18 protein-coding genes are annotated in these 19,508 nt (G+C 32.2%); 4 read left to right on the forward strand and 14 right to left on the reverse strand.

The window, feature by feature from the left end:
• Position 1 precedes the first annotated feature (1 nt).
• The 8 genes from ACZIYX_RS06365 to ACZIYX_RS06400 form a co-directional block, all read right to left on the reverse strand.
• Entirely contained in the window at positions 2–781 is a 780-nt protein-coding gene (locus ACZIYX_RS06365; RefSeq protein ID WP_462681369.1) for a hypothetical protein, read from the reverse strand.
• A 78-nt stretch (positions 782–859) separates the two neighbouring features.
• Positions 860–2,011: a helix-turn-helix domain-containing protein gene (locus tag ACZIYX_RS06370; RefSeq protein WP_462681370.1), complete on the reverse strand. Its 1,152-nt coding sequence runs from the start codon at positions 2,009–2,011 to the stop codon at positions 860–862.
• A 184-nt stretch (positions 2,012–2,195) separates the two neighbouring features.
• Positions 2,196–2,573 carry a DUF4844 domain-containing protein gene (locus ACZIYX_RS06375; RefSeq protein ID WP_462681371.1) on the reverse strand — a complete coding sequence of 126 codons (378 nt, stop codon included), beginning with the start codon at positions 2,571–2,573 and terminating at the stop codon, positions 2,196–2,198.
• Positions 2,574–2,687: 114 nt separating this feature from the next.
• A complete protein-coding gene (locus ACZIYX_RS06380; protein ID WP_462681372.1) occupies positions 2,688–3,560 on the reverse strand; it encodes a DUF6438 domain-containing protein in 873 nt (290 codons plus the stop codon).
• Positions 3,561–3,596: 36 nt separating this feature from the next.
• A complete protein-coding gene (locus ACZIYX_RS06385; RefSeq protein WP_462681373.1) occupies positions 3,597–4,262 on the reverse strand; it encodes a hypothetical protein in 666 nt (221 codons plus the stop codon).
• A 520-nt stretch (positions 4,263–4,782) separates the two neighbouring features.
• Complete coding sequence (locus ACZIYX_RS06390; RefSeq protein WP_462681374.1) at positions 4,783–5,322, reverse strand: TPM domain-containing protein; 540 nt, start codon at positions 5,320–5,322, stop codon at positions 4,783–4,785.
• Positions 5,323–5,493: 171 nt separating this feature from the next.
• Entirely contained in the window at positions 5,494–6,039 is a 546-nt protein-coding gene (locus tag ACZIYX_RS06395) for a DUF2867 domain-containing protein (protein WP_462681375.1), read from the reverse strand.
• Positions 6,040–6,059: 20 nt separating this feature from the next.
• Positions 6,060–6,932, reverse strand: coding sequence for a DUF808 domain-containing protein (locus tag ACZIYX_RS06400; RefSeq protein ID WP_462681376.1), 873 nt, complete (start codon positions 6,930–6,932; stop codon positions 6,060–6,062).
• 680 nt (positions 6,933–7,612) lie between these two features.
• On the opposite strand from ACZIYX_RS06400, the gene ACZIYX_RS06405 reads away from it, so the two are divergent.
• A complete protein-coding gene (locus ACZIYX_RS06405) occupies positions 7,613–8,410 on the forward strand; it encodes a hypothetical protein (protein ID WP_462681377.1) in 798 nt (265 codons plus the stop codon).
• Positions 8,411–8,422: 12 nt separating this feature from the next.
• Positions 8,423–9,157 carry a hypothetical protein gene (locus tag ACZIYX_RS06410; protein WP_462681378.1) on the forward strand — a complete coding sequence of 245 codons (735 nt, stop codon included), beginning with the start codon at positions 8,423–8,425 and terminating at the stop codon, positions 9,155–9,157.
• Positions 9,158–9,411: 254 nt separating this feature from the next.
• On the opposite strand, the gene rsgA is transcribed toward ACZIYX_RS06410, so the two are convergent.
• From rsgA to ACZIYX_RS06435, 5 genes are all read right to left on the reverse strand, one after another.
• The gene (rsgA, locus tag ACZIYX_RS06415) at positions 9,412–10,479 is read right to left on the reverse strand and encodes a ribosome small subunit-dependent GTPase A (RefSeq protein ID WP_462681379.1); all 1,068 of its coding nucleotides are present in this window, start codon (positions 10,477–10,479) and stop codon (positions 9,412–9,414) included.
• A 768-nt stretch (positions 10,480–11,247) separates the two neighbouring features.
• Complete coding sequence (locus ACZIYX_RS06420; protein ID WP_462681380.1) at positions 11,248–12,066, reverse strand: hypothetical protein; 819 nt, start codon at positions 12,064–12,066, stop codon at positions 11,248–11,250.
• A 199-nt stretch (positions 12,067–12,265) separates the two neighbouring features.
• Positions 12,266–12,841 carry a hypothetical protein gene (locus ACZIYX_RS06425; protein ID WP_462681381.1) on the reverse strand — a complete coding sequence of 192 codons (576 nt, stop codon included), beginning with the start codon at positions 12,839–12,841 and terminating at the stop codon, positions 12,266–12,268.
• A gap of 190 nt (positions 12,842–13,031) precedes the next feature.
• Positions 13,032–13,433: a lipoyl domain-containing protein gene (locus ACZIYX_RS06430; protein WP_462681382.1), complete on the reverse strand. Its 402-nt coding sequence runs from the start codon at positions 13,431–13,433 to the stop codon at positions 13,032–13,034.
• 235 nt (positions 13,434–13,668) lie between these two features.
• The gene (locus ACZIYX_RS06435) at positions 13,669–14,352 is read right to left on the reverse strand and encodes a hypothetical protein (RefSeq protein WP_462681383.1); all 684 of its coding nucleotides are present in this window, start codon (positions 14,350–14,352) and stop codon (positions 13,669–13,671) included.
• Between the two features lie 123 nt (positions 14,353–14,475).
• On the opposite strand from ACZIYX_RS06435, the gene ACZIYX_RS06440 reads away from it, so the two are divergent.
• Entirely contained in the window at positions 14,476–14,784 is a 309-nt protein-coding gene (locus tag ACZIYX_RS06440) for a hypothetical protein (protein ID WP_462681384.1), read from the forward strand.
• 1,626 nt (positions 14,785–16,410) lie between these two features.
• Here the strand turns inward: ACZIYX_RS06440 and ACZIYX_RS06445 are convergent.
• The gene (locus ACZIYX_RS06445) at positions 16,411–17,127 is read right to left on the reverse strand and encodes a DUF2071 domain-containing protein (protein ID WP_462681385.1); all 717 of its coding nucleotides are present in this window, start codon (positions 17,125–17,127) and stop codon (positions 16,411–16,413) included.
• Positions 17,128–17,633: 506 nt separating this feature from the next.
• Here ACZIYX_RS06445 and ACZIYX_RS06450 point away from each other — a divergent pair.
• Positions 17,634–19,271, forward strand: a complete 1,638-nt coding sequence (locus tag ACZIYX_RS06450) for an ABC-F family ATP-binding cassette domain-containing protein (RefSeq protein WP_462681386.1) — start codon at positions 17,634–17,636, stop codon at positions 19,269–19,271.
• Positions 19,272–19,508: the final 237 nt, after the last annotated feature.

The following is a 19,508-nucleotide window of genomic DNA, read 5'->3' on the forward strand; positions in this document are numbered from 1 at the left end:
TTTAAAATTTAAAGTTTAGTTCTACAGATGTTTGATGGTTGGCAATAATAGCTTTACTAGGCTGTTTGGTTTTATTGTAGCGTAATTGGTACTGAAGTTGAATACCTATTCTTTTGGATAGTTGGTAGTTGTAAAATACCTGCCAGTTATATCCAAAAAAATCATTTAAGCTGGTTGTCTTGCCTTTGTACAACACTTTCGTGAAGTTATCTTCGTTTTCTATCATATATTTATCCCAACCCGTATAAGGAGGTCTTACCAAAACCCCTAAAACAGGTACAGACAGTGCCGATCCCAAGCTATGTTTTGGGTTTATGGTATATTCTAAACGGCTATTTAAAGCTAAACCGTGGTAGTTGAAGAATGACACGGATTTAAAATCTTTGTAATCCATGAAGTCTGTCCTGCTTTGAAAGCTTCCCCCAAGGTTTAGTCTTAGGTTTTTATTAGGGAGCGGTTTATGAAATAAAAACCCGATCTCAAAATTTAAAAGATACCTGTCGTATTTAAAAAACTCAGAAGCTTTGGATGTCAAGACAGATTCATAGTAATGGACCGTACTAAAGATTAGATGTTTTTTTTGGGTAGATCGTTCATAATTAAGACCAAAACCATATCCATTACCTGTATTGTTTAATGGGGAAAAGTTTACATCTTTATGGTACGTTTGGAGGAACCCGGTTTGTATACCAATTTTATTTTTTCTGTCCTCTACAGATTGCGCTTTAGCAGCAAATAAAAAGCCTAAGCTTAAAATTATTGTAATACGTATGTGTTTCATTTACTTTTTTTGATGCAAATAAAGGGCAGGACCAAGCATGAAACGCTCCATAGGAAGAATTGGCACTTATTATAAGGCTTATTGAAGCTGTTTTTTATATTGAGATGGAGAAATACCGGTTACTTTTTTAAAAATACGATTAAAACTGGTTTTAGAATTAAAACCAGATTCAAAGGCTATGGCCAATAAAGTAAATTTATTGTAGGAAGGATTTTTAAGTTTATCAATAACATCCTCTACTCTAAAACCATTTACATAATCATAAAAAGATATTTGCATACGCTGATTAAGTAATGTAGACAGTTTTTTGTCAGAAATAGACAAAAGTGCAGCAAGTGAATTTAAAGATAAATTTTCATCCAAAAATGGTTTTTGCTCTTTCATAATCATATTTAGCGATTGCTCTAATTCGTCTAACTCGGATTCACTATATTGGTAGGGGAGTGCTGGTTTTGTTTTTTCGGGGTTTTCTGTTTTAGAAATGTTTATGTCCTGTGGTTCTTCTACTTGGGCTATTAAAAAGGAAGGAATTAAAACTTTGGTTTGTAATATCCCATAATACCCCAGATATATAACAAGTATAACTACACCAATAGCAGTAAGATAAAAAGTATTCCATTCTAGTTTTCCAAACCATAATTCATATAATGTAGACAAAACATCAATGCTTATAATAAAAATTGCACCAATTAACAAGCGTTTTATCCAGGTTAAATCCATGTGTTCTACGTTAGAGTAGTTATGCTTAATGACCTCTTTAGCCTTTTGTAAAACTCGTAGAGCAATACTACAGTACACTAATGAATACAGGATGATTAAAGGAAAATAATTTTCGTATTTTGCGATATACGCAAAGATATAAACCTTGTTATATGTAGCGATAAGGGATGGTATTGTAATAATACACAAACAAAGAAAAGGAAATATAAAATGAATACTATTTTTTTTGAGTAAACCTTTACTTGGTAAAAAAATAGACTTGACATATAAAAGCAGCAATGGACCAATAAATGTGGTTATAGATTGATCAAAAATAAATGTTGTGTAAAATAATATCCTGATTTTATGCAAGTAAGCGTATACAGAACAAATAGAGAATGATATAAATACAAAAATGATTTGAAGGATTCTTTTATGAAGCTCTTTAGATGAATTTTTAGCTAATAAAAATATGATTAAGGTATTTAGTAAAAATGCTGTAATGAATACAAAATCTAAAACTAATTTCATGTGTTTATAGTATTGTTTTAGAGGTCACATGGAACTAGCCAGTAATTATTTTCTGCGTGCATAAAAAATTTTGTTATGGCTTGTTTCATTTTTTAGCTATTATTTTTCTTTTATAAGAACCCGCAAGATATTCAGTATTTTTATTATGATGAATTAATTATCGAATTAAATCATAGTAAAGATTTTAGTTTTTTTCTTTGAGCATGTCTAGATCAAATCCATACATAAATTTGTTTAATTGTCCATTAGAACTTTTAAGTTCGATAATATCCATTAACTCTTCAAAATACCTGCAAACTCGTTCTCTATCTTCTGTATCTAACTCTACAGAAACGTCTGTGAATCTAGCAAGTCCAATTTTTATTTTTTCGTGATATTTTTTGTTGGTAGGATTTTTTGATTCTGAAATTTTTTGAAAGTCTACTGCAGATTGATTCACTTTTTTAGTTAAGATTGGTCGCATTTTTTCGACTGCAATTCCTGGGTAATAATTTTCTGGCAAAAACTTTTCCTTTGCTATAAATTCTGCAAACTTTTCCTTTGCATTCTCAGGTGTTTTCATTTTAATGGAATTTTGCCCGTAAGCAGATAATGTTAAAAAAACGATTGCTATATTGAGGTATTTCATTGTTTTTCAAATTGTTATAACTTGTCATAAGAGTATGTTTTTATAGTTCTATTTCTCAATAATTATTGGTTTAGGAGGAGGAGGGACAGGAGGGTATCTTTGGATTGCTAAATCTTTGAATTTGAATTCACTTTGTAGTAGAGAGTCCTTTTCTAATTTCGTAAACTTATAAGATTCTTTTAAAAAATGAAAAAGATAATGTATTTCAAAAGGTTCCTTACCTCGCCCGTATATTCTACAATTAATTTCGGTATTATTATCGAGTAAAATTCTAATTTTACATGTTTGAAGATCTGTTTGTGATGAACTATAGGATTCATCCAGATCAGACCAATTAATATAATTTATCTTTTTGTTTATTAAATCTAAGATGTCTTTATCTAGCTTTCCAAAATATAAACCATTCATTTCAGTATATTTAATTCCTTTAAATAAAATTTCTCCTGACTCACTTATCTCAAGATATAAAGAAGGGCAACTCCCATAACATTGGTTACAATAAAATCCAATATGTTTGAATCTATAATTATTTATTGTGTTGACTTTGGTAAATTTTCTACTTTGATTATAAAATGTTTTTTTTGCATTTATAGACAATGGAGTAACTTGAAAAGACTTTTTGTTAATATTATCTAATTTATATTGATAAATTTCGCCTCCTCTTTTATATCTTTTATAGGTATAAAATTTATGTTTTATAGTTAAAATACTGTCTTTAATTATAAAATTTGCATAGCGCCCATTAGAATAGTTAGAACATATGGTATCCAAAAAAGTAAAAGAGAGTTCATGGTTTTCTCTTCCGTAAGGAGTATGTACAATAAAATTGTTTTTCCAATCTCCATTTAACATGTCAGAAAGATTGTTTTCATTATAATTTTTACAATTCAAACAAATAAATAATAAAATAAAGGAAAGCATTCTTTTTAGCATATATTTTATATTAGATACAGCCTTTTAGTTTTCAAGATCATATAATTCTTTTTCTGTAAATGTTCTGAACGAAAATTTATATCCTTCATAACCTGCGATTCCATAAAATAGTAGATCTATCGGGCTAAAAGTTTCGCCCATTATTGGGATTAATTGATTATAATCAAATAAATATAAAGTTTCAAGATATCCTAAGCTCTCTAAATTTGCAATAAATCCAATAACACTTAAAAAATTACCTAATAAACAACTTAACAAGGCTATTACACCACCTGTAATTGCAAAAGTTTGATCTATACCTTTTCCCGTAAATCTCATCGATAAACCAACACCTGCACCAATTGCTATTGCCATATATCCTATTTGAAACTCGGTTACAACAGTAATTGCTCCCCATAAAATAGCTCCTATAGCACCTACTATTACACCTGTTGTTATCCCTTTAGTATAATCTTGTTCTAATTTAAATTTAGCGATGTTTTTATCCGATAGCTTTTCTAAAACTTCATGATGCTCAACAGCTTCTATATTATCGATCTTTTCTATAACAGCTTCATCTAATTTAAACGATTTGCATTCCTTTTCAAAATCTGCTTTTTCTCCAGTTAAATTACATAAAAGTCCAACTTTCATATCAAATTGTCTGTTGATACATTTTTTGCAAAATTTTACATGTTCTTCTCTTGTCATTTAGGTTGTTTTTTAATGGTTTTGTAATGGTTTTGTAATGGTTTTGTAATAGTATAGGTATATGTCATAACCATGTAAAATGTTACCTAATGTTTTATAATTTATTATAAATTTTATTTTATAAGGAATACAAAACAATACAGGTGTAAGATAATAAGTAGACCTAATTAAGCAGAAGTACCCCGGCTTGCAGAGAGAGATGACTTATTTATATTTTATCCCAAGTTTAATATTGGGATGTACCATAAACACCGTCAATTCAAGTGATTTTTCTCCATGTCCATATCGAATTCGAGATAACATGTAGAAAAATTTTACTTCGACAAGCTCAGCAAAGCTATTTAGAATAGGTTTTTAGTACTGAAATTCCAGTCATCTTGAACTTGTCGAAAGGTCGGCACAAAATTATTATGAGAATTTCACTACGATTGACGTATTTCAGATGAATCGGAGCCAGATTTTTAAGACTTTTGCTGTAGAGATTTTTACCTTGTAGAACTGTTTGATTTCGTACAGTAATTTATTGCCACATATCTATTAATTGCAGTATACCTTTTTTGATTCCGACATAATATTTTTTATTCTTAAACTCAGGAATCATAGTGTTTTCAATTACATCGGTACAAATTTTATCTGTCAAAATTAGTTGGGTTCCAGTTCCTGTGGCGATTCCTATTTGCCTAATCGGATTGCATAATACAATAACAAGTCCGTTGTTTTTTTCAGAATTGCCAACGCCCCATTTTTTCGCTAATCCTACTGCGTATTTTTGGGCTTCTGTGTATGGTTTAATACTGTCGACTGTTACAACTACAATTTGCCTTGTTGTTTCTATATCATAATTATAAAGCATTTGGGATAACTCATTCGTTTGGGATTCTGTAAAAATATGTGCGTAATCATTTATAATTCCAATCGGTTTAGGGAAGATGCTGTTTTTCACCTCCGAAAAATCAGATTTGGTTTCTGGTTTTTTAGTATTTGATTCTTGTGTAGAACCTTGACAAGAAATTAAACCAATAGTTAGGAGTAGGGCATATATTTTAGTTCTAATTTTCATACTTTATGTTTTGTAACGTTTTGGTTATGATTAATACAAAATTAAAGGAACTTGTTATTTAAATTATTCTTTAGGGATAAATAGGATAATGATAGAAAGTTTGGAAAAGTATATCTACCATAGCAGGTTATAATGCTACTGCGCTATCTATGTTTTTATAGCTAATTTATACTATTTAATCCCTTTTTCTAATTCTTTAATAATTCCTTTTAGCATTGTAGGGACAATTATTTTATGAAATGGTCGAACAGGTAAAAAATATAATTTCCCGAACCAATTATTAAACTCTACAGTAGTAGATATTGTTATTTCTTTCTTATTTACTTCATTGCTATGTTGTTTCTTAAATAAAGAAACCCTAAAATTCAAATGCTTGTCATCTTCTCCTAAAATAATTTCGTTTTCGCTTTTTTCAAATATTTTAAATAAGCCCAGTTGGTCTCCCGGTTCGCATTTAAAGTTTTCAAGCACCTTTTTTCTGTCTTTGTTAATACTTGAAGTTTTTAACCCGAACAGTGATACTATTTTATTTCGTAAAGTAAATAATGCTCCAACCCACTTTGGACCACTCCTAAAAAAAGCTTTTCCTAAATCTGTTGCAGTAAAATTATTTTTAGGATTACGAACAATTCCTTTAAAACTATCTGTGTAGCTATACTTTTTGCCAGAAATATTCAGAGCAGAATTAACAGGAAGAGTAGTTTTGATTATCTTCATAGCATACTACTGTTATTTCGTTATTTTTTTTTAGGGATGATTTTTAAGACAATTTGAAAAATAAGCAAAGCAACAAACCCCACTAGTAGCCCAACAATAAAATCTGCCAAAATTGCAGGAAAAGAATGAAAAAGATCATGTATAAAAGGTATGTTGTGCGTAAATATACCTCCTGCAACCAGAATCATTGCTATGGTACCTATTACCGCTAAACTCCTGATTATTACCGGTAATGTTTTTACCAAGCCTCTTCCTATAGTTTTAGAAATACTTGTTTTGTTTTTATTTAATGCGATCAATCTAAAACCAAAATCATCCATTCTTACTATTAATGCTACGATGCCATAAACGCCAATGGTAGCTAATATGGCAACTATGGTAACCACTGCAATTTGTATGGTAAGTTTTTCTTCGACTACGCTGCTTAGTGCAATAATTATGATTTCTACCGATAAGATAAAATCCACGATGATTGCAGATTTTACTTTTTTATCTTCATATTCTAATATTTCGCCTTCTGTCATTACGGTATCTTCGATAGGCTGCTTTGTATCCTTTTTATGGACTATGTAGTGGTATATCTTTTCTGCTCCTTCATACGCCAAATAAATACCCCCGATTAATAGAATAGGAATAATCGCGGCAGGAATAAAAGCACTTAACAGAAAAGCAATAGGCAGAATAATTAGTTTATTTAAAAAAGATCCTTTGGTTATCTTCCATAACACGGGTAATTCCCTCGAAGAAACAAATCCTGAGGCTTTTTCGGCATTAACCGCTAAGTCATCCCCAAGGATACCTGCTGTTTTTTTTGTTGCGACTTTACTCATGGCAGCCACATCGTCCATGAGAGTTGCAATGTCATCTAATAGCGCAAAAAATCCTGATGCCATACGTATATAATATTTGTTTTGTGTGTATTAGTGTTCAAATTTAGTTTTTAAATACATGGCAATGCTAAATGCGTGTCTTAGCAGGGCAAAATAGTACCATGTTATCGGCAAATCTACACAGATTTTATAAATTCCTTATCATAAAATCTAAGTGAGACTGCAAATAGAAAAGAACGTTTAAGTTACTGTACAGTCCATATTTTACTTATAGGTTGTATCCAACGATTTAATATGATTAGTCGTAGCTAAATTAGTAAATCTTTTAGATTCTTAAACTTTTTAATGTTGTGGGATTCTATATACAATAAAATGGTTACTCTATGGGGTACACTTATTGTAAAAAGCTATATTTTTTTGTTTTAGTACTGTTTACTCATACTCAGTGCCAAAAATAGTTACGTGCTATCGTAGTTTTTTTAGGTTAGGCATAAAAATAGAAAGACTACAAACCCCTAGTTATAGCAATAAAATTATTACGTCATTACTTTTCTATAATCACTTGTATGAATTTTTTTTGAATGGTAATGGGTAACTTTTGGTTTCTTTTTTACTCCCTAGAGCATAATTGCAATTGCAAGAAAGGACTGATCATCCTGTTTTATTAAAAAATCACAAGTATTGTGATCGCGATAACCGAAAAGCGAAAGAGTAGGTACTCACAAATTAAAACCACTATAAAAATGAAAAGTACACTAATAAAGTTTTTATGTATATGTATCATAATTTTTGCCAGCTCATGCCAGAAAGAAGATATGAATACAGATGACCAAAGCAAAAAACATTTAGTTGAGTTAAAAATAGATGTCATTTCTCCGTCAAATCCAAAAAACCCATTAGATCATATTGGAGTTTCTCATAATAAAGCATTATCCTATTTAATGGAGCATTATGATATAAGTAAAACAAACGAGTTAGATTGGGATAGAAGTATGGAAATCATGACTCAATTTATGAAAGAAAATGAATTTTATAGTTATGAAATGGTAGACAGAAAGGTTCTGGAAGATGTTTTCAAACAAAATTATACACTTACTATAGAAGATCATAAATACAATACATTTTTATCGGATATGAACGAAGCATTACGTGCTTCTGATTTAGATTTTGACACTAGTAAAACACTAATTGATTTTATAGAACGAATTAAAAATATTGAAACCCGAATAGAGAATACAACATTCGACACAGAGTATGGTAAAACATTAAGCTACGCTTCTTTATCCATAGCCCGACATTCTGCTCATTTTTGGTATCAAGTACATAATGATCCTAATTCTGGTTTTCAAGGGATTTTTGCTAAAAAAGGCGGAGACCCTGCTGCAATAGCTGCTGCCGATGGAGGAGGTGCTGTTGCAGGTTTCTGGGGCGGACTCGTGGGAGGCTTTCACGGAGTTGTAGTAGGGGGCACTCTAGGAGCTATTGGCGCTTCTTGGGGAGAATTTGCCCGTCAGGTAATTTATGATGGAATAACTAAATAAAAACAGTACAAAATGAAAAATACAATATCCATATCCATACTTATTTTAATTGCACTTAACTTCTTTTCTTGTTCTAAAGATAATGAAGAGGTAGTAACAACACATCAAAAGACAACAAAATCAATATCTGAGATCATAAACTCGGATTCATTTAACGAGGCTGGACTTAAACATAATGAGGAGCTTAGGTTTATTTTAAAGAACCTGCCCGAAAATACTTCTAAAGATAATTTTGTAGAGCATACGGTAGAAATTCTTTCAGCAAAATATGCTAAAGAAAAGCTAGACAACCTGTATTGGTACAGTGACTATAGTGATCCTTTAAAAATGTTTGAAGAACTACATAAAAAAGGATTAATGAGTAATGATTTATATGAAGTTGGCTTAAGGGATTTTAAGGATTTGAATACTTTTGAAAACTTTGATACGGTAGATGACTTTATAATTTCCAGATTAAAATTAACTCCTCATTTATCGGCAAAGGATTATCAAAAATACTTAAATTTCTTATCCGTTTTTAAACACTCTTTTAAGTTTTGGAACCCTAATCAAGAAAATGGAATATCTTATTTGTACACTACAAAATCAAGTGCTAAACATTTATATGATGATCTTAGAAAAATAGTAGGTATTGCGGCCGCAGATAGTGTTAGTAATTTTGTAACTATTGATGGTCAAAAAATCCCGACCACTACCTTTGATGCAGTACAATCATTTTTTTATCATGTAGATGCATATTTTCTTTAATCCACATTGTGGAGTTTAATTCTCCGGGGTTATTGATTTTAACTATAACACTTCGATAAACCAAGGGTAAACAGCTATGCTAAAATTAAGAAAACGATTGCACTTATAGCTTATTCAAGCTTCATTACGAAGTTTTACAGCATAAGATGAGATTTAGAAGCTGTACCTTTTGAGAACGGGTATTACTTCAAAAAACGTTCAGAAGTTAGTATATTCTGAACGTTTTTTTTATTGGTTTTACTACACTATTGTGTTTAGTGCTTTTTTGACTTTTTCATATTTTGATATTGTTTTATCATTTTTCCGAAATCTTTATCTTTTTTTCGTTTTTCAGAAATAGTTGCCTCAAAATGTACTTTTTCTTTTTCCATTTTAAGATAGTTTTCATAAGATGATTTATCAATTTTACCTGTTTCAACAGCTCGAATCACAGCACATTCAACCTCTACAGTATGTGTACAATCTTTAAATTTACAACTTTTAGAACTTTCAATGATTATTTCGAATGTTTGTTCCAGACCATCAGGGGCATCAGTAATCCCAACCTCTCTCATTCCCGGGTTATCAATTAATATTCCATGATTTTCTAGAATTATTAATTCCCGATGCGTTGTAGCGTGTTGTCCTCTTATAGAGTACGGACTAATATTTTGGGTCTTCATTAATTGCTTTTCGGCTAAGGTATTTACAAGTGTAGATTTTCCAACACCAGAAGAACCTAAAAGACAATATGTTTTTCCATTTAATATAACCTCTTTCAGCTTTTCAATGCCTTGTTTAGTGGTATTACTAATAGGAAATATTGGTACATTCGTAATTCTTTTTTTGATATTATTAATCAATTCCATTAGTAATACTTCGGTTATTATATCTATTTTATTAAGGACAATTATTGGTTGAATATTGGATGCATTACAAATTGTAAGATACCGTTCCATTCGATTAATACTAAAATCTCTATCCACAGCTTGTACAATAAAGGCGTAATCTATATTTGTTGCGATTATTTGTATATCTGCGGGTGAACTAACTGATTTTCTTGAAATAATTGAATTACGCGGTAATACTTTATGAATTATCGATCTATAGGAATCATAGATAACCAAAGCAACCCAATCTCCTACAGCAGGAAAATCTTTACGAGTATTTGCGGTATACCTTAAGTTTCCTGTAATTTCTGCATCAAATATCCCTTTTTCTGTTGCAACAGTATATCTTTCTTTATGCTCCGAAATGATTCTTCCAATTTCAAAGTCTTCAAGATTAAGTTCAATTTTTAGTTTTTCTATTTTATTGTTATATCCTAAATGTTCCAGTTTCATATTCTATGTGTTTTAAAGTATTGTAAACACTATCCATTATTTATAAATCAAATAGATTGAATGTAAACACTAAAGTGTTTATAGTGGATGTGTTTATTTGTAAAATGTATATAAGTGGTATAACCTCAGGGGATTTACCTGAAGTAAAGAAAGAGGAGGGTGTCTAAAAAGTCAATTCTTCTGTACTCTCGAGCAGAGTCGAAAGATAAGTCCCTTTGACTATCCATACATTTTGACTCGGCTCTACGTGAGAGTTAGTTAGTTAGTTCTAAAATATACTTTTTAAACAGCCTCTATTTTACAATATCCGAATATGATATTAAAGATGTGATAAACATAAAATTTAATTATAGTACAAAACTAGTAAAATATCTTTATAAACTTTAAACAAAGGATGTTTTTTGGATTAAGTACATCGCCAAATACATGAATGGAAGCAAAGGGAGTATATTTGAAACAATCGATCTGCACATTTTTATTTCTTGTTTAATTTAAAAAAATCTAGTGTTATTACAAAAAAGAAATAACTTTTAATCTAGCACTAAATTTTACTTTGATAATAAAAAAGCCAGAGAGGAAACATAATTGAAACATCCAGATTCAGAATAAAAGGAGACACATTGCTATGATATATTATTTACATAAAGAGGAAATTTGGATTTGGTAAATATCCTTTTTAGAGACTCGTAAGCAGGTGGTGCTTGATAAACTCAGTAAAACTGTGACAGGCACAGTGGTGGTTATTTAGCCATCTTTGACTAGCCTTAGTTATTTTTTAGTTCCGTCTAATGTTTTTTGTAAGTTTGCATTGATTTTTTCATCAACAATATCAGTCAATTTACCATTTTTAAAATCATATTTTTTAATCAATGTAGGCTCATTGTATTCCTCGAATTGCCCATCATTGTTTTTATCTACCCCAAATAAAATTGTTAAATTCTTTTCGTTATTAAGAAATTTGTAATTAAAAACATCCATTCCTGCAATTCCGATTTTCTTTAGTTCCTTTTTACCTAAAGAGTATATATAAAGTACTTTGAAATCTAAAAGGTTTATTACTCCATCTTTATAAGTGTCTTTCTCCGATACAATCATTAATAATAGAATATCATCTTCAAAATATTCAGTCTTGATTTGATTAAAATTCACTCGCTTGTCAAAGAGTTTTTTATTTGTTCCGTCTTTTGAATTAAATACAATCAAATTATTAAACGATCCATAATATTGGTTAGAATATCTGCTGTCGGATGGTTCGTAACTGTCAGATGAAGAAAATGCATTTAGTGTTTTGCCAATATCTTCTTGTTCGTTTAATGTTTTATGAGAAACTGGGATTATATAAACAGAATTTAGAGTATCAATTAATCTTGGGTTTTCAAATGAGATTACTTGTTCACGTTTGTTTTCTTTTTGTAGTTTTTCAATTTTCTCAACAGACAAAATTCCAGTTTCAATATCATCGTCGTTAAATCTACGATGTTCCCTAATTGTTATTGAAATAAATGCAATTAAAGCAACTATTAAAAATATCACTGCGACTGTTCCTAAAACAGCAAGAATTCGTTGATTATATTTCTCAATTTTCATTTAGGTTACGATTTTTTCATAATTACGCTAACAATCTAATATACCTGCTAGTACACAACATCTACTATACTGGCTAAATTAGTAAATCTTTTATTTTCTTAATTTTTTTAATGTTAATGATTTGGTAAGGTTAGGAGGGAGGTTGTCTTTTTCTATTTGACGGGTGTTTCAGTTTACATAACAGGGAAACGTAACATATTTATTGTTCTATTTTAGTATCCGTAACTTCAATTGGTGGTGGTGGCGAAACAAAATATTCTTTTTGATATTTTTCCATTTCTTTAGGATATAGCTCAAATAGTATTCTTTGATAGCGTTTGATATTAAATCCACGATTTCCAAGCCCGGTTGTTCTCAATAAAATAGTGTCCTTTTCTTTTGGATTGGTTATTACAAAAAATGGGCTACTTGTTTGATTTTGGTAATTAATGTCGAAATCTGCCATCATTTTTTCCAAATTAAGGGTGTCATTTTTCAATTTATAAACTACTTTATTGAAATGAATAGGATCATCTTCCATTACTTGTTTCTCTTTTAATTGAATAAAAACACTGTCGTTTGATTTAGTAATTTGTAATTTATCATATTCCCTCCACATACACATTGATAAAACCACTCCGATATTCAGAGTGTCATTATTTTCCATTTTTGTTGCAAATTCAGTATAATTTTGAGCTACTTTAAAGTCTGATTTTTTTGGTTCAATTTTTTGTTCACACCCTAAAATTAGGGAAACAAAACTTAGAAGAAAAATTCCAAAATTTGCGTTTTTCATATAGGTCTATGTATTTCAACGATTAATATATGTGTCGTAGCAGGACAAAATTCTACCCTATTTTTGACAAAATCAGTGTATTAGTTGCTAATTTAAACTTTTTGCAAGCATTGCACTTTACCAAAAATACAAGAACTATTCGATTGATCATTTAGCTGCTATGATCACATATAGTTATTATAGCTAGTTTTTATATTCCTTCGATTTTACAAATTTCCATTCCAATTGATAGCTCAGTATTTACTTCGCAACACCATATTATCCTTCCTTCAAAAAAACTTTCGAATTCCATAACAATATTTTCGTTTTCAATTTCACACAGAATATCTCCGTGTTTTACATCATCCCCAGTTTGGCAATTCCATTTAGTAAGAACCAAATTTTTTTGATTTCCGAGGTCAGGAGATTTAATCGTTCTAAATTCACCACTTTTTAGTTTAAAGCCAAATGTTGGTTGTGAATGAGTTCCGTATTTTTCTATTTCCTCTTTAGTTCGAAAATTAGGATTAGCTTTAAGAGTATCAATTAATTTATTAGATTTTTCGTCTGATTTAAAGAGCCTTCTAAATATTGTTTTAAGAATTTTAGTCAAAATAGTGGGTTGTTTTTAAAGTATTAGCTACAACAATTTAATATACCTAACCAGTACGCATACATCTGTTATACTAGTACCAAATTTAATAATTCTTTCTAAAGAAAAGACCTTTTTGGATAGCGATATGGGATGGTATTGTGTAGAAAATCTATTTGTTTTTATATAAGATTTATGGTTTTAAAAAACTTCCTCTTGATTTTCCTTCTAAAATAACCAAGAGGAAGCAGGTATTCTATTCCTCTTCTTCGTTTACCACCTTTTTTTTGTTTTTATAAGGAGGGCGATAAAGATTTCGTTTTGCTGGCACCTCCTCAAAAACAGTATCGGCAGCAGCATTTATTTTTTGTAGAACATGGTACAAAGCATTAAGTTGATCGACACGTTTTTCGGTATCTATAGTTCGTGTTCCTTTTTTTTGTTCCTGTTCTATATTGGCATTACGTAATGTTTCTGCCAGTACAGAAGATTGTTTTAAAAGCTCTGCCGGTACTTCTGCAGTTTCTAAAGCAGTATAATGCTGTTGTATGGTTTCGGTAAGTCCTTCTAAATACGAAATCATTTTTAATTGGTTTTTGGTAACATCTTTAAACCTGCCAATACCAAATTGACGTTGTATTGCATTTTGTGAAGGAAAAACATCCAAAACCCAATATTTTAGATGTTTAAAAAACGTGCGGCATTCTTGCATCGTTTTTTCTACCATCTCTGTTTTTTCTTGCAGTTGTGTGATGTTTAATATATCGCCACCGTCTTTATATGCTTGTGTTACTTGTTTTTCCAGATCGGTAACAAAATCTGGATTTATTTTTTTGTCAAATACAGTAAAGTGTTCTATATCTGTTTTTAAGTGTTTTAAGATGATGTCCCCCCATTCCATAAGTACTACATCTTTAAAATTGTAATCGCGTTCTGCCATTTTTTTTAAGTTTTAATTTATGTTTATAAAAATGTTACTAAGTATCTATATACAACATAGCAGATAGTTTTTTGATGCAGCTAAAGTTTTTTAGGACTCTACGGGATAGCTAACAATTTCCCCATGATAGCTGATGCTTTCGACAGGATAGCTAACGATTTCCCCGTGATAGCTGATGCTTTCGACAGGATAGCTAATGATTTCCCCGCGATAGCTGATGCTTTCGACAGGATAGCTAATGATTTCCCCGTGATAGCTAATGCTTTCGACAGGATAGCTAACGATTTCCCCGTGATAGCTAATGCTTTCGACAAGATAGCTAACGATTTCCCCGTGATAGCTGACACTTTCGACAGGATAGCTAACGATTTCCCCGCGATAGCTGATACTTTCTACAACAAATCACTAATAACTAATATGTATATATTTTAAAATACAATCCAAAAGATTGCGTTGGGTAGGATATTTTTAATATGAAAGCTAATATAGGGATTGTTTTTGAATGTGCAATTTTTTTAATGCTAGTGGATTTTGTATAGCTTAATATGAAGGTTGTCTTTTTTCTGTTTGAACAGGGATTACTTACTTGTAGATGTGTCTTGTAGTGGTGTATGCAGGGCTTCGAGTGCCTCAGCCCGCTATGCTTCAGTTTTTTAATGGTAGTGTTCACTAAACTAACACGAACCCTGAGGTTCTCGAAGGGTGAATTTAGAGAGCCTCAGCCCTCTGTAGCTCGATGGGTGAAGAATGCGATTGTAGCAGGTAGGAACACGAGTGCAGTTGGTAGGAGTGAAATTGTAGCTTTAGTGAACACTGTGTCATTCCGTTGCATAACGGAATCCATAGGTTATACTAAGGCCCAAACAGAATAGATTCTGGTATTTTCACATTGTTACGTTAAGATTATTAATTGTCTGTCTTAGTCTTTTGAAGGTAGAGCTTCGAGTGCCTCAGCCCGCTATGCTTCAGTTTTTTAATGGTAGTGTTCACTAAACTAACACGAACCCTGAGGTTCTCGAAGGGTTAATTTAGAGAGCCTCAGCCCTCTGTAGCTCGATGGGTGAAGAATGCGATTGTAGCAGGTAGGAACACGAGTGCAGTTGGTAGGAGTGAAATTGTAGCTTTAGTGAACACTGTGTCATTCCGTTGCATAACGGAATCCATAGGTTATACTAAGGCCCAAACAGAATAGATTCTGGTATTTTCACATTGTTACGTTAAGATTATTAATTGTCTGTCTTAGTCTTTTGAAGGTAGAGCTTCGAGTGCCTCAGCCCGCTGTGCTTCAATTTTTTAACGGGTAGTGTTTACTAAACTAACACGAACCCTGAGGTTACTCGAAGGGTTAATTTAGAGAGCCTCAGCCCTCTGTAGCTCGATGGGTGAAGAATGCGATTGTAGCAGGTAGGAACACGAGTGCAGTTGGTAGGAGTGAAATTGTAGCTTTAGTGAACACTGTGTCATTCCGTTGCATAACGGAATCCATAGGTTATACTAAGGCCCAAACAGAATAGATTCTGGTATTTTCACATTGTTACGTTAAGATTATTAATTGTCTGTCTTAGTCTTTTGAAGGTAGAGCTTCGAGTGCCTCAGCCCGCTGTGCTTCAATTTTTTAACGGGTAGTGTTTACTAAACTAACACGAACCCTGAGGTTACTCGAAGGGTGAATTTAGAGAGCCTCAGCCCTCTGTAGCTCGATGGGTGAAGAATGCGATTGTAGCAGGTAGGAACACGAGTGCAGTTGGTAGGAGTGAAATTGTAGCTTTAGTGAACACTGTGTCATTCCGTTGCATAACGGAATCCATAGGTTATACTAAGGCCCAAACAGAATAGATTCTGGTATTTTCACATTGTTACGTTAAGATTATTAATTGTCTGTCTTAGTCTTTTGAAGGTAGAGCTTCGAGTGCCTCAGCCCGCTGTGCTTCAATTTTTTAACGGGTAGTGTTTACTAAACTAACACGAACCCTGAGGTTACTCGAAGGGTGAATTTAGAGAGTTTTAACCTGGTGTAGCAATATCGATTTTGTAAGGTTTAGAGAATCATCTACTTGATTAGTGGCTTTTTATTTTTTTTAATTTACGCCATTCGTGTTTAATATCTGTCATCAAAAGAGCATTATCAAATTTTACGGATCCTTTTGGAAAAATGTCTGTATTCTCAAAAAAACTAGATTCAACTTTTTTTACATCTAAAAGAGATACTTTCCAATGATAAGCTTTGAGTTCTAATCCGTCAAAGCCATTTTTGTCTGGAGAATAACCAATTGCGCCATTTTCGAAAAAATCGGAAACACAATTCAGGTTTTCAAATACACTTTCCTTATTCCAGTTGTTCGTTTCACTTGCCTCGATGGATAAATACGTTTCATCGTTACTAATAAAGGCTACATTATAATTTCCGTTGGATTCACTAACCGTAAATTTAGCAAGATGATGAATCCCAGGGAAAATAGTTCCTCCAATTAAAGAGTTAAATCTCGAAGAGGTATCTCTTCTTGGGATATAGACTCCTTCTTTTAATTTTCCGTTTTCGTTCCATTCCACCGCAATCCTATGAGCTCCATTCTCAGACGAAATTCCAATTTGTTTTGGAAATCCTTTAGGTCTGATTTCTTTTAGCCTTATCAAACATATACCAGCAATACCTTTTCCATTAACGAGCTTAGGTGTAAATGGCTTTGGTAAATAATTTTCCAGAACTTCTTTATCTACTTGATAGTTGATAAGAATTCGTCTGTCCATTATTCCTTTTATTTTAGGTATTTTCATTTTGTGATCGTTTATGTCAAATACATTACAAAGGTAAATGTATAAAGCATAGTAGATAAAGAAAATACTTATTTCTTGGTTAACTACAGAGCCTAAGTTAAGGATTTAATTGACTACTTAAATGAAGATTAAAACCTGTCCTAAACTTGACGAAGGATACGGTTTTGTGAGAGGTTTAGGGCAATGTCGTTTAGTTAAGAATTTAAACTATTGATTTAAAGTTTGTTAATCATGGATTCCAGCGCAGGATGGGGGAATCCATGATGGAAGTAAAGGAGTATTTTGTTTTTACAGACATTTAATCCTCAAAAAGATACAGTTTAACTTAATGATATTGGAGTAATAGGTCGAGGGGCTAGATTTGCAAGATAGCCAGGTAATTTTGCTGTGGATATAACAAAATTTGAAGTTCGATCCATCGTTACTCAAAATACAGGAACTGTTTTTTTGTTTTTTATCCAGAATGTCCTTCTTTTTTTTAGTTTTGCAGCACTAAAATAAAAAATATGATTTCTGTAGATGGCATTGCAGTAGAGTTTAGCGGCGAAACCTTGTTTAGCAACGTTTCTTTTGTAATTAACGAGAATGATAAAATTGCTTTAATGGGCAAAAATGGAGCGGGAAAATCTACTATGATGAAGATCATAGCCGGCGCACAAAAAGCTACCAGAGGTCATATCAGGTATCCTAAAGAAGCTGTGATTGCATACCTGCCACAGCATTTGTTAACCGATGATAACTGTACCGTATTTGAAGAGGCATCCAAAGCTTTTAGCCATGTTTTTGAAATGAAACAGGAAATGGATCGTTTAAACCATGCTCTGGAGACTCGTACCGATTACGAATCCAAAGAGTATATGGATATCATCGAAAAGGTAACCGATCTGGGCGAAAAGTTTTATACCATCGAAGAGATCAACTATGATGCAGAGGTAGAAAAAGCATTACAGGGATTAGGGTTTAAACGAGAAGATTTTACCAGACCCACCAGCGAGTTTAGCGGGGGATGGAGAATGCGTATCGAACTGGCAAAAATCCTGTTGCAAAAACCAGATTTAATCCTTTTGGATGAGCCTACTAACCACGTAGATATAGAATCGGTTATCTGGCTGGAAGATTTTTTACTAAACAAAGCCAAAGCAGTAATTGTAATTTCGCATGATAAAACGTTTATTGATAATATTACCAATCGTACTATCGAGGTAACGATGGGGCGTATTTATGATTATAAAGCCAATTATTCACACTACCTGCAATTACGTCAGGACAGAAGAGCTCACCAGATAAAAGCATATCAGGAACAGCAAAAATTTATTGCCGAAACCAAAGATTTTATAGAGCGGTTTAAGGGTACGTATTCTAAAACCAATCAGGTAAACTCCCGGGAGCGAATGTTAGAAAAATTACAGATCATCGAAATTGATGAAATCGATAATTCTTCCTTAAAACTTCGGTTTCCGCCATCGATGCGATCTGGCGATTATCCTGTAATCGCAAAAGACCTGTCCAAAAGCTATGGCAACCATGTGGTATTTAAAAATGCAAATATGGCGATTGCAAGAGGGGAGAAGGTATCTTTTGTTGGTCGTAATGGCGAAGGAAAATCTACCATGATAAAGGCTATTATGGGTGAAATTGATTTTGAGGGCAGTTGCGAGCTTGGTCATAATGCCAAAGTAGGGTACTTTGCGCAAAATCAGGCATCTTTATTAGATCCAGATCTTACTGTTTTTCAGACCGTAGATGAGGTGGCAGAAGGCGATGTTAGAACCCAGATTAAAAACATTTTAGGACAGTTTATGTTTGGGGGGGACGATATCGATAAAAAAGTAAGTGTACTATCTGGTGGAGAAAAAACAAGGCTGGCGATGGTAAAATTACTGTTGGAACCAGTTAATGTTCTTATTCTGGATGAACCTACCAACCACTTGGATTTAAAGTCTAAAGATGTTTTAAAAGAAGCCTTACTGGCGTTTGATGGTACTTTAATACTGGTATCTCACGACAGGGATTTTTTACAAGGGCTATCCCAAAAGGTATTTGAGTTTAAAGAAAAAAGAGTAATCGAACATTTTGAAACGATTGATGACTTTTTAATACGAAACAGAATCGAAAACTTAAAAGAAATCGATTTAAAGAATTAGTTCATTAACAAACCAATGATAAGTAGATGACATAAGCTATATTTAGAATGTAATCCATGGATGATTATTAAATAGATGTTTTTTATTTTTTGTCCTTTCTGCAATTTGCCACCTCGCTGAAAAGCGGGACTGAAATATTTGGTTGATAATTTTCTATATATTTTTGTCATCCCAGTGTAGGCTTTGTCATCCTATGTTTGTATAGGGTTTAAATTTCAATAATGATTTACTTTGTTG

The sequence above is a fragment of the Aquimarina sp. genome (assembly GCF_977115655.1).